At 68.3% G+C, this 12,715-nt stretch carries 12 protein-coding genes and 1 tRNA gene; 5 read left to right on the top strand and 8 right to left on the bottom strand.

The window, feature by feature from the left end; translation table 11 throughout:
- The first annotated feature begins 83 nt into the window (after window positions 1-83).
- A complete protein-coding gene (locus QE412_RS15315; RefSeq protein WP_307485782.1) occupies window positions 84-704 on the top strand; it encodes a histidine phosphatase family protein in 621 nt (206 codons plus the stop codon).
- Window positions 705-772: 68 nt separating this feature from the next.
- Here the strand turns inward: QE412_RS15315 and QE412_RS15310 are convergent, their stop codons facing one another.
- The 3 genes from QE412_RS15310 to QE412_RS15300 are packed head-to-tail and all read right to left on the bottom strand — an operon-like array spanning window position 773 to window position 4,559.
- On the bottom strand, window positions 773-2,062 hold the full coding sequence (locus QE412_RS15310) for a vWA domain-containing protein (RefSeq protein ID WP_307485780.1): 1,290 nt from the start codon (window positions 2,060-2,062) through the stop codon (window positions 773-775).
- A gap of 2 nt (window positions 2,063-2,064) precedes the next feature.
- A complete protein-coding gene (locus QE412_RS15305) occupies window positions 2,065-3,318 on the bottom strand; it encodes an AAA family ATPase (protein ID WP_307485778.1) in 1,254 nt (417 codons plus the stop codon).
- Window positions 3,315-4,559: a GTP-binding protein gene (locus QE412_RS15300; RefSeq protein ID WP_307485776.1), complete on the bottom strand. Its 1,245-nt coding sequence runs from the start codon at window positions 4,557-4,559 to the stop codon at window positions 3,315-3,317. Before QE412_RS15300 ends, QE412_RS15305 begins: the two co-directional genes overlap by 4 nt.
- Window positions 4,560-4,834: 275 nt before the next feature.
- On the opposite strand from QE412_RS15300, the gene QE412_RS15295 reads away from it, so the two are divergent.
- A complete protein-coding gene (locus tag QE412_RS15295) occupies window positions 4,835-5,266 on the top strand; it encodes a MarR family winged helix-turn-helix transcriptional regulator (protein WP_307485773.1) in 432 nt (143 codons plus the stop codon).
- Window positions 5,267-5,285: 19 nt separating this feature from the next.
- Here the strand turns inward: QE412_RS15295 and QE412_RS15290 are convergent, their stop codons facing one another.
- Window positions 5,286-6,782 (bottom strand): L-serine ammonia-lyase, iron-sulfur-dependent, subunit alpha, encoded by a 1,497-nt coding sequence (locus QE412_RS15290; RefSeq protein WP_307485771.1) that lies wholly within the window; start codon window positions 6,780-6,782, stop codon window positions 5,286-5,288.
- Between the two features lie 146 nt (window positions 6,783-6,928).
- On the opposite strand from QE412_RS15290, the gene QE412_RS15285 reads away from it, so the two are divergent.
- The 3 genes from QE412_RS15285 (at window position 6,929) to QE412_RS15275 (ending at window position 9,204) form a co-directional block, all read left to right on the top strand.
- Window positions 6,929-7,001: transfer RNA gene (locus QE412_RS15285), tRNA-Arg, on the top strand.
- Window positions 7,002-7,441: 440 nt separating this feature from the next.
- Window positions 7,442-7,753: a hypothetical protein gene (locus tag QE412_RS15280; RefSeq protein WP_307485769.1), complete on the top strand. Its 312-nt coding sequence runs from the start codon at window positions 7,442-7,444 to the stop codon at window positions 7,751-7,753.
- Between the two features lie 218 nt (window positions 7,754-7,971).
- Window positions 7,972-9,204 (top strand): hypothetical protein, encoded by a 1,233-nt coding sequence (locus tag QE412_RS15275; protein WP_307485766.1) that lies wholly within the window; start codon window positions 7,972-7,974, stop codon window positions 9,202-9,204.
- Window positions 9,205-9,608: 404 nt separating this feature from the next.
- On the opposite strand, the gene QE412_RS15270 is transcribed toward QE412_RS15275, so the two are convergent.
- The 4 genes from QE412_RS15270 to QE412_RS15255 form a co-directional block, all read right to left on the bottom strand.
- Entirely contained in the window at window positions 9,609-10,412 is an 804-nt protein-coding gene (locus QE412_RS15270) for an IclR family transcriptional regulator (protein WP_307485764.1), read from the bottom strand.
- A 61-nt stretch (window positions 10,413-10,473) separates the two neighbouring features.
- A complete protein-coding gene (locus tag QE412_RS15265; RefSeq protein WP_307485761.1) occupies window positions 10,474-10,929 on the bottom strand; it encodes a YbhB/YbcL family Raf kinase inhibitor-like protein in 456 nt (151 codons plus the stop codon).
- A 10-nt stretch (window positions 10,930-10,939) separates the two neighbouring features.
- The gene (locus QE412_RS15260) at window positions 10,940-11,767 is read right to left on the bottom strand and encodes an alpha/beta fold hydrolase (RefSeq protein WP_307485760.1); all 828 of its coding nucleotides are present in this window, start codon (window positions 11,765-11,767) and stop codon (window positions 10,940-10,942) included.
- Window positions 11,764-12,699 carry a 3-hydroxyacyl-CoA dehydrogenase NAD-binding domain-containing protein gene (locus QE412_RS15255; RefSeq protein WP_307485759.1) on the bottom strand — a complete coding sequence of 312 codons (936 nt, stop codon included), beginning with the start codon at window positions 12,697-12,699 and terminating at the stop codon, window positions 11,764-11,766. The genes QE412_RS15260 and QE412_RS15255 overlap by 4 nt, the downstream gene beginning before the upstream one ends.
- Window positions 12,700-12,715 lie beyond the last annotated feature (16 nt).

Below are 12,715 nucleotides of genomic sequence, written 5' to 3'. Positions count from 1 at the left end.
GTCGGGATCTCCGACCGGCCCTTCTCACGTCCACCCCGCCGAGCCGCCCCGTCCCCCGCGCGCGAACGCGCGAGGATGGTGCCGTGAAGGATGACGACCTGACCGAACCCGACGGACGCCTCGTACTGGTGCGCCACGGAGAGACCGAGTGGAGCCGTACCGGCCGCCACACCGGCCTCACCGACATCGCCCTCACCGAGACCGGCGCGTACAAAGCCGAGCTGGCCGGGACGCTCCTCGCCACCCGGCGATACGACCTGGTGCTGACGAGTCCCCTTCAGCGCGCGGTCGAGACCGCTCGCCGGGCCGGCTACCCCGACGCTCAGCACGAACCGCGCCTGGTCGAGTGGGACTACGGCGCCTACGAGGGACTGACCACCCCGCAGATCACCGCAGAGCTCGGCCATCCGTGGACCATCTGGCAGAACGGCGCACCCGCTGGCGACACCCCGGGCGAGAGCCTCGAGCAGGTCACGGCGCGCGCGGCATCCCTCCTCGACGAGCTTCGCCCTCGTGTACGCGCCGGACAGCAGGTGCTGCTGTTCTCGCACGCGCACTTCCTGCGCGCTCTCGCCGGCGTGTGGCTGGGGCTGACCGCGGCCGGCGGTCGCTACTTCGTCCTCGGCACCTCGGCCGTCAGCGAGCTCGGGTTCGAGCACGGCTCCGAGGTCATCACGCAGTGGAACCACGTGCGCGGACGCTGACCGAGAGCCGCACACGCGGCATGCAGGCGCGCGTCACCTCCGGATGTACCGGTCGCGCCGTCGCCGCCTCAGTGCACTCGCGTGGAGAGCGGATAGCGCGCCTCGAGGTCTGCACGGGCGAACTCCTCGAGCGGCATCACCGCGTCGCAGAGGTCGTCGAGCGGGGTCGCGTCCTCGCCGCCGATGCGCACGCCCCAGCATCGGGCCGCGGCCGCAGCCCGCGCCTCACGCCACTTCGCCGCGAGCTCCCGGTCGCCGAAGGCTCCTTCACCGTCGCTGAGAACGAGGATCCCTGCGCCGCGGGCGGCGGTCGTGCCGAGCACCGTGCGTGCCGCGTCGATCGGGGCGGCGAAAGCGGTGCCCCCGCCGTAGAAGTGCCGGCATATCCGGCCGAGCGAAGCCCTGACACCGTCGCGCGCACGGGCGCGAATGTCTTCGCGCCAACAGCAGTCGTTCCCCGCGAATCCCAGGTAGATCACGTCGCGCCCTCCGGCGATGGCCATGTCGACGGCCGCGAAGACGGTCGCCAACGCCCACGTCCGTCGCGTGTGCGTGCCGTCGAGAAGGAGCTGCATCGATCCCGACTCATCGGCCAGGATCACCAGGGGACCCTGCGGCTCTCGGGGCGACGAGACCTGACCACGCAGGCCGCGCTGCGCCCAATCACGCCAGAGCGGCGTCTCGCTCTCGGGTGCGATCAGCCCGAGCCACACATCGGATGCCACGCGCCCGGGGTCTCGCGTACGACTCGGTCGAGGAGTGCGGGGGCGCATTACGTCGGCGAACCCCGCGTGCGCGACCAGGCCTTGGCGACACGCTCGTACCAGGCGCCGGAGGCCGTCACGGCTGTCGACGTCGAGCAACTGGGCGAGCAGGTGCTCGTCGGGAGAGCTCTGCGCGAACGGGCTCTCGCTGGCCTCCCCCCGCGTCCCACCTCCCGCGCGTTCGTCACCCTCCCCGTCTTCCGCGGCGAGCGCGAGAGCCTGTTCTCCCGGCTCCGGATCACCCGCGTCCTGCGCGCCTGACAAGGGGGCCGAGGCCGCGGCGTCAGGGGCGGTCTGCAGAAGCGTTCGGACGACACGGGGAGTCCACTGTGCGCAGGCGTCTTCGTCGCCGACGGTCATCGAGCGGACGGCGGTGATCCGCGGATCCGTCCCGAGACGCTCGATCACCCGGGCACGATCCGGATGGCGACGCCGTCGCGTCTGGCACACCTGCGGGTCGGCGATCAACAGGTAGGCGAACACGTCGTGCACGAGCGCGGGGTCGCACTCGTGTGCCGCGCCGACGAGATCGCCACCGTCTCGGCCCCACAACTCGTCGACGAGCCAATCGTCGCGCAACACGGAAGAAGGCACGGTCACGATGCGATACCCGCCCGCTGCGGCGCGTCCCGCCTCCCCGATGCTCTGGACGACGCGGTCCCGTGCGTCGAGGGGCGATTCTGCCCCGATGGCTGCTCGAGCTGGGCGATAGCCCGCGACGCCTCGGCGAGCGCACCCACCGCATCGGCATCGAAGCCGCCCCAGGCGGCGGCGACGGGGAGCTCACGAGCGGCGTCGGCAAGCGCGCGGTGCTTGCGCCGCGCCTCCCGAACCCACGCGCTCCGCGTCTGCGCGTCGTCACCCCGGTGGCTGCAGCACACCTCGGCGAGCAGCCGCGCGCGTTCCACGATCGTCATCGCTGCAGCCAGAGACGGGTCGGCGGCCAGCGCCACCTCGCGGATCGCGCTGCGGCGTTGCTCGATCGAGTCCCACAGCACGAACCTCAGCGTCGCGAGATCTCGACGCTCCACCTCGACTCTGCCGTCGAGCCAGGCTTCGGCTCGGCACAGTCCGAGCGCCGCCGACCACCGTCGGTCGGAGAAGACGTGACCGCCCTCGCGCAGTCGGTCGCGCAGCTCGAGCACCGCCTCGATGATCGTCGGGGCGATCCGTACCGCCTCGACGGCACGGCGGTCGTGGTCGAGATCGGCCAGGCTCCGCGAGGCGGGAGACGACGCCCGCTCGACGGGGCCTGCGAGCAAGAGAGCCGCATCAGCGCGATCGAGATAGTCGACCGGCACACGCACGAGCAACCGATCCCAGAGCGCGCGAGCATCGTCGGATCCGTCCTCGCCGGGGATCGCGTTGCCCGCGGTGAACGCCGTGCGCAGGGGAATGGGGTGCGTGCTCCGCCCCCGGTCGACGTCGTGACGAAGCCGGTCGCTGAGCGCCGCGAGCAGGTCGTGACCGAGGTCGGGGGCGATGTGGCCGATCTCGTCGAGAAAAGCCCACTCGCAGTCGAGCAGATAGCCCTCGATCGCCCGTTGAAAGCGACCGTGGTCGCGCAGCAGCGGGATGTCGAAAGGACCGAGCACGGCGGAATCGGGGCGGGTGCGTGACAGCGTCTGCTCGAACAGGCGCCCGCACAGCATGCTGGCGAAAGCACGCACGAGGGAGGTCTTGCCGGTGCCGGGCGGGCCGAGCAGGAACACGTGCTCACCCGCCAGCACCCCCAGCTGCATCGCGCGGATCTGTTCGCGCCGCCCCGGGAAGCCCCCGTCGAGCCATGCCCGCTGGTCTTCCCAGAACCCGTCTCGCCGGAACCGCCCGGATGCGGTCGGTGCACTCACGGCGTGGCGTGGTGCTCGTGTCCGGGCGCGTGCACGTGTCGTTGAGCCCCCTGCGGCACGCCCGGGCGCTTGACGTGGAACGTCACACCGGTTCGAGCCCACCCGGCGAAGGGATCGGGAAGCTTCGCCCAGACCGATCGCCCGGCGGCCATCTCCCGGTCGGTGAGGAGCGCTCGGGTCAACCGCTCCGTCGCCTCACGCGCGTCGAGCCCGACGCCGATCAGCACGATCTCCTGCCCGGGGGCGGCATCGAATCGGGCCCAGTCGGCGATCGGCTCGAAGCGCACGTTGACGCCCGCTTGTGACCACAGTCCGACCACGTGCGGGTGGCTCGCGAGCCAGAAGAACCCCTTCGCGCGGTGCAGACCCGGCCACGGAGTCGAGATCGCCTTCGCAAGCCTCACGGGATGAAACGGCCGGTCGGCGCGAAAGACGGTCGAGCCGATGCCGTACTCGAGCGTCTCGGGCACGTGGGCCTCGCCGTTGATCTCCTGGAGCCACCCCGGCGCCTCTTCCGCCAGTTCGTGGTCGAACAGACCCGTGTCGAGCACATCGCCGAGCTCGACCTGGCCGAACTGGGTCGTGATCTGGCGAGCACGCGGATTCAACCTGCCGAGGAACGCGCGCACGGACGCCAGGTCGCCGGCATCCACCAGATCGGTCTTGTTCAGAACGAGCACGTCTGCGAACTCGACCTGGTCGATCAGCAGGTCGGCGATGGTGCGATTGTCGGTCTCGTTCACACCGATGCCCTCGGAGGCGAGGGTCTTGGCCTCGTCGAGCGTGGCGAGGAACGTCGATACGTCGACCACGCTGACCATCGTGTCGAGGCGTGCGACGCGCGAGAGCATCTGCCCCGCCTCGAAATCGAGGTCGAAGGTCGCGGCGACCGGCATCGGCTCCGAGATGCCCGTCGACTCGATGAGGATCGTGTCGAACCGTCCGCCCGCGGCGAGTTCCGCGACGTTGACGAGCAGATCGTCGCGCAGGGTGCAGCAGATGCAGCCATTGCTCATCTCGACCAGCTTCTCGGGCACGCGAGCCAGCTGCAGAGGACCGTCGACGAGGCGAGCATCGATGTTGATCTCGCTCATGTCGTTGACGATCACGGCGACGCGACGTCCTTCGCGGTTGCTCAAGACGTGGTTGAGCAGCGTCGTCTTGCCACTGCCGAGAAAACCCGAGAGAACGGTGACCGGAACCGTCTCAGACTGTGCTCGCGCTTCTTTATTGAGAACCATTCTCAATATGCTAGGGCAGCGACTCGGCATCCGTGACCACCCGCACACCCCCATCGACATCCGCGCCACGCGAAACTCACCGACGAGTCTTCCGCTCCGTTACCTCATCGTTATATAGTGAGTGCGGTAGTTGTTTTGCTGTGGCAGCTGCCGACATGTGATTGCAGGACACTCTTGGTGCAGGGACAAGGGCCGGTCGGAAGCCTCTCCGACCGGCCCTTACTCTGTGCGTCCGGACGCGTCCGGACGGGTGATGGCCCCTCTACGCTGAATGCATGATCGATCGTCGCCTCGCCGTGCAAGCCTGGGAGAGCCTCTTCCGTGCGCAGCATGAGGTGTTCGAAGACATCCGGTCGGATTTCGAGAGCACCGAACTCACCCAGGCCGAGTACGACGTGCTGCTGACCGTGACGCGGTCGCCGAACTCGACCGCGCGTCTGCGCGACGTGACCAGCAACATGCTCATCAGCCAGCCGAGCGTCTCGCGCTTGGTCGAGCGCATGGTCACGCGCGGCCTGCTCACCAAGTGCGCCGATCCCGACGACGGGCGCGGTTCACTCGTCACGGCGACCGAGACCGGAGCCGTCATTTTCCGGCGTATCGCGGCCACGCACGGCCGCTCGATCTCCGAGCGCATGGCGCGCCTCGACAACGACGAACTCGCTCAGCTGCGCGCCCTGACCGCGAAGCTGCGCGGTCGCTCCTGAGCCTCGACGGTACCCCGGGTCAGCACTCGATGACGTTGACCGCGAGGCCGCCTTCGCTGGTCTCTTTGTACTTCGTCGACATGTCGATACCCGTTTGCCGCATGGTTTCGACCACGGCGTCGAGCGACACGTAGTGCGACCCGTCGCCGCGCAGGGCGAGTCGAGCGGCCGTGACCGCGGTGGACGCGGCGATCGCATTGCGTTCGATGCAGGGGATCTGCACGAGACCGCCCACCGGGTCGCACGTCAGCCCCAGGTGGTGCTCCATGGCGATCTCGGCGGCATTCTCGATCTGCCGGTTCGTGCCGCCCATGACGGCGGTGAGACCTCCCGCGGCCATGGCGCAGGCCGAACCGACCTCGGCTTGGCATCCGCCCTCGGCCCCCGAGATCGAGGCGTTGGCCTTGAAGAGCGAACCGAGGGCCGTCGCCGTCAAAAGGAAACGGCGGATGCCGCGGCGACGGTTCGCCTCGGCGACGTCACCGTCATTCCATGCCGCGACCTCGCCGCGGGTGACGGCGTGGCCGCCGTAGCCGAGCAGCGCGCTGCCGACCAGCTCGCCGTAGGGGGTGACCGCGTTTCCCGCGCCGAGCCCGGAGTCGGCGAGGAACCGCCACCAGTACATCGCCACCGCCGGAAGGATCCCCGCCGCCCCGTTCGTCGGCGCCGTCACGACGCGCCCACCCGCGGCATTCTCTTCGTTGACGGCGAGCGCGAACGCCCCGAGCCACTCCCCCGGGAGCTCGCGATGCCCGTCGGCTTCGATGGCATCCAATTGCTCGCGAATCACAGAGGCCCGTCGCTTGACCTTCAGGATGCCGGGAAGCACCCCGTCGTGGTGGAGCCCGGCGTCGACACAGGCCGCCATGGCATCCCAGATGCGGTCGAGGCCGGCGGCGATCTCGTCGTCGGAGCGCAGCGACGCCTCGTTCAGCCGGGCGGCCTCGGCGATCGTGATACCCCGCTCGTCGCACAGCGTGATGAGCGTGGCGGCGTCGTCGAAGTCGAGCGGCAGGGGTGCCGCGGCGACCCGCTCGGGCTCGCCCTCGCGGCGGATGAAGCCCCCGCCGATCGAGTAGAACGTCTCGTCTGCCACGGTCTCCCCGTCGGCGTCGCGCGCGACGAGAGTCATGGCATTGGGGTGCCCGGGCAGCCGCGTACGCGGCTCGAGCGCGATGTGGTCCTTCGTGAACGCCACCTCGCGCTCACCCGCCAGGCGCAACGGGCGTGCGTCGGGCCAATCCGACCACGCCCGTCGCACGGCATCCGGGTCGACGGTCTCGGGCTCGAGCCCCTGCAGGCCCGCGACCACCGCATCGGGCGTCCCGTGACCGATGCCCGTCGCGCCGAGCGAGCCGTAGAGCGCACAGGACACGGATGTCACGCGCTCGAGCGTGCCGTGCGCGCGCAGCCGCGACACGAAGTCGACGGCGGCACGCATGGGGCCGACCGTATGGGAGCTCGAGGGTCCGATGCCGATGGAGAACAGCTCGAACGCCGAGACGTACGCGCTCATACGACCAGCGTACGTCTCGCCCCCGACACCGCACGGACACCCTCACGCCACGCCCGGGATTCACACCGTTCTGGGCCGATTAGACGTCGCCGCCGGTCGCGGCTATGCTGGACCACGGCCTGCGCGCCGTTTCGCGCGGAGGCCCTGCGCCCGTAGCTCAATGGATAGAGCATCTGACTACGGATCAGAAGGTTAGGGGTTCGAGTCCCTTCGGGCGCACACTGTGTTGAGACAGTAAAAGGCCTGGTCATCGGAGCAATCCGGACCAGGCCTTGTCTCATTCCGCGAGATCTGGGCATTCGAGGGACGCTTGGAGGAGTGGGCAGGACGCAAACGTGCCGCCATGCCCGGCTCCCTCGCCCGGGCGGACCTCGCCACCCTACATGCGGAGCCCGCCTCACCCCGCCCAGGCCTGGCGTAACGGCGGCTCAATACGTGGTCAGCTACCCTGAAGCGCCCTGGGTTTGTTGGAGGCTCCTGTCCTTGGAACCGAGGATGGGGTTATGCCGAGAGATCAAGCGATCGGGAAGATGACGGCGTCGTGCCCGGGGCGAGCAGCAGCGAGAGCTTAAACCGTCTGACATCACCAATGGATCGTCTGCGCTGATTACACCTGTGCTGGCGTGATATTGGAGCGGTCGAAACCGAGCGGAGAACTGATGTCGAATCCGAAGGCATGGATTGCGATCTTGATCGCGACGCTTGCTGCCGTCATCGCGCTCGTTGCCGTCGCGGCGATGCGGTTCCCGATTCCCTTGGTTGACCCGGCACCGCCGACGCCTGACTACGGGTTGCAAGCGGCAATCGCGTACACGGGATGCGGAGCTGTGGTCTTGACTGGCCTTCTCGCCGGTACCGCAGCAAGTCGCGACGTTCGCCGGCGTATACGCAGGGTGGTCATCGGCATCGTGTGCATCGTCGCCCTCTGCGTCACCGCGGCGCTCGCGGCGCTCATCGTTCCCGCGGGGTAGGTCACCGAGCGGTCACGAGGTGGACAGTAGTCGGTGATCCACACGGTGTAGCCGCCCTGCTACCTTCGGCGCCAGAGGCCCGTCCCCCGACGGGCCCGAGTCGGAGGTGAAGCGTGAAACACAGGCGTTCTATTCTTATCGCGGTCGTAGCCGTGTTCGGCCTGACATCCGTCACAACCGCTCCCGCACACGCAGACGAGGCGCCCGAGAGCCAGCTGATGGGGCATCTCAACAGTGTCTCCGTCGACCAGCCGCTGCCCGACGGGCTCGCGGTGATGCCCGTCGACAAGCTCGATCAGGCTCGTGTGTTGGATCTCGAAGCGACCCTCGCTGTCACCGACATCCTCGCAGCCGACACCGGCCGCTCGATCAACACGGTGACCTGGGACCAGAACCGCGATGTCTTGCACTTCTTCGCGTATGGCGCTGACGAGGACCTACGATCGCTGATCGACAGCAGCATCCCCGCCGATCAGGACTGGGACATCGTTCCGGCCGTTCGCCCGATCGGAGAAGTCGAGGCGATCATCGAGAAGATCGCTGCGGACTCGAGCGTGCTCCCCGCCGGCGTGACGTTTGTCTCGGGGACTCCAGCGCCCGACGGTGCATCAATCACCATCGGCGTCCAGAGCACCTCCAGCTCCCGACTTCACTCGACCCTGTTGCCGCAGGAGATCCTGGATGTTCCGGTCACTTTCATCACTAAGGAGCGGGCAACCACAACCACACGCGTCCGCAACGCCGCCCCCTTGGTCGCTGGCGGGTACATGCAGGGCCCCGCATCGGCGGGAACAATGGCCTGTTCGACAGGCTTCCCCGTGCTCCGTAACCAGGACAACCAATACAACATGCTCACAGCCGACCATTGCACGGACCTACAGGGGGCATCCTGGACCTGGGGCACCGGAACCCACACTGTGGGGCGCTCCACCTTCCAGGCTCCGGGAGATACGGATCTCGAGCTGTTCATCGAGCCGGGCTCGCTGTCCGCCTGGGTCTTCGCTGGCAGCTACAACGATGCGACTAGCGTTCTCCCGATCCGCGGGTACGTCGCCCCCGTCGGCGGAAATAATGTTTGCTATAGCGGCTCCCGATCCGGCCTCGTGTGCTCGAACGTGCTTGAGTCCGCGGACACGTTTAACTGCGTGGCCGCCTTTCAGTGCTACTGGGTGCGCTGGAGCACCCAGAGCGCCGGGACGCCAGCAGCAGGCAACGGCGACAGCGGCGGGCCGGTGATCCAGCTCGCGCGTCGGGAGTCCGACAACACGGTCGGCGCCTACGGGGTCGGGGCGATCTCCATGATCCCGGGAGGAAGCAGTGCAACCTGCACGGGCGACCCCGGTTCGACTGCGGAGGGCGGGCGGAAATGCTCGGCAAACGTGGGCTTCGCCCCCCTCTCGCGGTGGGCGTCCGCTCAATCCACTCACAGCCTCGTCTACACCACGTCCTAACAAATCAGACGTATTGGGCCCGCGGAACGTGATCTGGTCCGCGGGCCCAATGCTTGTCCCGCGCGACCTGCTTGCACGCTGCCCATGCTGGTGAGCGGTCGAGCCAGATCATCGTCCGAAGCGGGAAATACCGTGCCTCGTCTCGCCCAATCGGATGATTTTCGCGACGTCGACCATGTTCACTGAACAGGAAGCAGCGCCCGTCGTTGCCGGTCTGCGGTCTCGTAAGAAACTCGTCCTGAGTTCTCGGCCGCACCCGTCACCAAATGAGCGAGTCCAACGCCTCGTCGGCGACGTCGCGGTCGTTGGACTCATCGACGACGAGGGAGAGAACACCGAGCTACCTCGGCGCTCACGGGCGGCAAGGCCTCAGCGACGCGGCACATACCGACCCGCTCACTCCGTCAGAGGGCGGCCTCGAGAATGCGGCTCAGGCGCGCGGCGCCCTCGTGAACGACGGCGGCGATGTCGCTCTTGCGTGCGTCGCTGACCCGGTAGTCGGGTGCGGCCACGGTGACGGCTCCGAGCAGCACGTCGTTGGAACGCACCGGCGCGGCGAACGCCCAGACGCCCTCGTCGACCTCGCCCGCGCTCTGCGCGTAACCCGTCTCTCGAATGGTCTCCAGATCGCGCTCCAACTGCGATCGTGCGGCCTTGGCCAGGTGCGGTCGCAGACGGTCGAGGTAGGTCGTGCGCACCGAGACCGGCTGGAACGCCAGGAGTACTTTGGCCACGGCACCGCTGTGCAGGGGCATCGGGTGCCCGGGCTGAAACGACAGCCGCACCGGATGGTCGGACTCGGCAACGGCGACGCACACGGCTGCGTCGTTGACGCGACGCTGGAACTGCGCCGTCTCGCCGGTGCGGTCACGCATCCACGCGACCACCGGCTGGGCCACGGCGCGATAGTCGAAGGACCCTTCGGCGACGCGACCCAGCCGAGCGACCCGAGGGGTCAACACGAAGATGCCCTTCGCCCGTTCTTCGACCAGGTTCATCTCGCGCAGGAGCGAGACGTAGCGGTAGGCGCTGGCCTGCGAGATGTCGTAGGTCTCGCGCAGGGCGTCGACCGTCAGCTCGGGGGTGTCCTCGGTGAATCGAAGAAGGATCTGCAGGGCGCGGCGAGCGCTGTCGACTCCTTTCGTGCGAGCCTCGACCACGGGCACGGCTGTGGCCGTCGCGCTGTGCTCGTTGACGTCGTCTCCCATCTTCACCCTTCGCCCCCGGCGACAAAGCTGGCGTCGCTCACCGCGAGAAAGGTGGCGTCGCTCATCGCGAATACGTGGCAACCGTTCGCGCCTGCTCGATAATCGTATCCCCGGCGGTATTCAGGAACTCCTCTCGGGTCGGTGTCCCCTCGACCGGACGCGACAACGCGTACAGCCAGAAGTAGTAGTGGTGCTCACCGTGTCCGACCGGGGGCTCCGGCCCGTACCAGACGGGGTATCCCGCACCGTTGGGGGCCATGCGCACCCCGTCGGCATCGAGGTCGACTTCTTCGGCATCCGCGGGGATGCCGTAGACGACCCAGTGCGTGAATCCGTGGGGAAGAGGGGCGTCGGGGTCGTGGCAGATGAGGGCCAGTTCGACCGTGCCCTCGGGCGCGCCCTCGAAGCGCAGGCGGGGCACGGCATGGCCGCCCTCGGCGGTGAATCGGTCGTCGATGCGCGAGAGGGGTGTGAAATCCGGGCTCGAGACGGCGAGCTTGTCGATGAACAGGGGCATGAGAGTTCCTTCAGATGGATGAGGGGAGAACAGCGTTCAGAAGGTCGAGCGTTTCGGCGGCGACCAGATCGGGACATTCCTCGGGCACGTAGTGGTCTGCACCGTCGACGACGATCCATCGATCCCGCGGACGGAGGCGTCGCGCGCGATCCCAGGCGTCGTGATCCACGATCCGACTGTCGACGCCGCGCACGTGCACCATCGGCACGGCCGCGGCCTCGAACTCCTCCGCCCACTCCCGACCGAATCCGTCGATCAGGTGCGACATCGCAGAGGGGTCGGCCAACGGCCACCAGCGCCCGTCCGCGTCACGGCGGTACCCCGCACGGGCGCGGCGCGCGACGGCATCCGGAGGCAGGCGCACATATCGCGCGGCGAGGTACTCCTCGACCTCGTCAATGTCGGCGAAGGCACGGTGGCCCGCGGCGACGCGGTCGCGAAGGTCGTTCAGCACCGCCGGGGCGACGAAGGGCGTGTAGTCGACGCACACCGCGGCCGCGATGCGGTCGGGGTACCGCGCCGCCGCGACCCACGCGTTGCGCGCCCCGAGCGAGTGCCCCACCACGACGGCGCGCTCCAGGCTCAGGTCGTCGAGCACGTGGACGACGTCGGCCGCGAAGTCATCGGCCGCGTATCCGACCGGAGGCTTGGCGCTGCGACCGTGCCCGCGCTGATCCAGCGCGATCGCCGTCGCGCTGGTGCGGAGCACATCGACGACGGGATCCCACACGGCGTGGCTCGCCGACGTTCCATGCAGCAGCACGACCGCGGGGCCGGTCCCCGCGACGTCGTACGCGATCGGGACGGTGCCCCCGGTGCGCCGCGAGACCCCGGTCATACGACCGGGATGCTCGACAGCGTCTTTCGCGCCGCGATGAGGCCGGTGAGGATGTCCTTGCGCGTGGCGTCGACCTCGCCCGGGCCGTAGTCGTACATGCCGCCCTCGGACTTGAACCCGAGCCGACCCGCGGCGATCTTGTCCTCGATGAGGGCGGGGGTACCCGAGGTGGTGGCGAGGTCCTCGTTCAGATAGCTCGAGACGGCTTTGTAGATGTCGAGGCCGGCCATATCGAGCAGGCGCGTGGGACCGACGACCGACAGCTTGTATCCGATCCCCCACTTGACGCACGCGTCGAGGCCCTCGGGGGTGACGATGCCCTCTTCCAGAAGCGCCAGGCACTCGCGCAGCACCGCGTAGAGCACGCGGTTCTCGACGAACCCGGGGATCTCCTTCTCGACCACCGGCACGTACCCGAAGGCCTCCACCATCGACACCAGGACGCCCACGAGCGCTTCGTCGGTCTGTCGTCCGGGAATCACCTCGATCATGGGGATGAGGTGCGGCGGGTTCGACCAGTGCATGCCGATCAAGCGCCCCGGAACGCGCATCTTCTCCGCCATGGTGGAGATCGGGATGCCGGAGGTGTTGGACGCGATGATGACGTCATCGCCCACGAGGTTCTCGAGGTCGGCCAGCAACGCGTACTTGAGCTCCAGGCGCTCGGGGATGGCCTCGATGATGAGCTCGCTGTCGGCGACGGCTTCCGCGAGATCGGTACCGAAAGAGACCGATCCGCCGGCCGTGGGCGGTGTCCCCACGGCATCCAGAACGCCCTGGACGACGTCGACCATGGCCGTCGCGCGAGCGATCGCCTCATCGGAGATGTCGTACACGCGCACGGCGACGCCGGCGCGGGCGAGGGTGGCGGCGATCCCGGGTCCCATGGTGCCCGACCCGATGACGGAGGCGATGGCGGGGAGAGTGCTCATGTGGTCATTCCTTTTC

It is taken from the genome of Microbacterium trichothecenolyticum (assembly GCF_030818955.1).
Classification (GTDB): domain Bacteria; phylum Actinomycetota; class Actinomycetes; order Actinomycetales; family Microbacteriaceae; genus Microbacterium; species Microbacterium trichothecenolyticum_B.
Note: the sequence above shows the minus strand (reverse complement) of the source record. Positions and strands in the feature narration are given on the sequence as shown.

What these genes read in the sequence shown, in the direction of transcription:
- QE412_RS15300 (WP_307485776.1), bottom strand. Translation starts at nt 4,559, where the DNA reads ATGGTTCTCAATAAAGAAGCGCGAGCACAGTCTGAGACGGTTCCGGTC.
- QE412_RS15295 (WP_307485773.1), top strand. Translation starts at nt 4,835, where the DNA reads ATGATCGATCGTCGCCTCGCCGTGCAAGCCTGGGAGAGCCTCTTCCGT.
- QE412_RS15290 (WP_307485771.1), bottom strand. Translation starts at nt 6,782, where the DNA reads ATGAGCGCGTACGTCTCGGCGTTCGAGCTGTTCTCCATCGGCATCGGA.
- QE412_RS15280 (WP_307485769.1), top strand. Translation starts at nt 7,442, where the DNA reads ATGTCGAATCCGAAGGCATGGATTGCGATCTTGATCGCGACGCTTGCT.
- QE412_RS15275 (WP_307485766.1), top strand. Translation starts at nt 7,972, where the DNA reads ATGGGGCATCTCAACAGTGTCTCCGTCGACCAGCCGCTGCCCGACGGG.
- QE412_RS15270 (WP_307485764.1), bottom strand. Translation starts at nt 10,412, where the DNA reads ATGGGAGACGACGTCAACGAGCACAGCGCGACGGCCACAGCCGTGCCC.
- QE412_RS15265 (WP_307485761.1), bottom strand. Translation starts at nt 10,929, where the DNA reads ATGCCCCTGTTCATCGACAAGCTCGCCGTCTCGAGCCCGGATTTCACA.
- QE412_RS15260 (WP_307485760.1), bottom strand. Translation starts at nt 11,767, where the DNA reads ATGACCGGGGTCTCGCGGCGCACCGGGGGCACCGTCCCGATCGCGTAC.
- QE412_RS15255 (WP_307485759.1), bottom strand. Translation starts at nt 12,699, where the DNA reads ATGAGCACTCTCCCCGCCATCGCCTCCGTCATCGGGTCGGGCACCATG.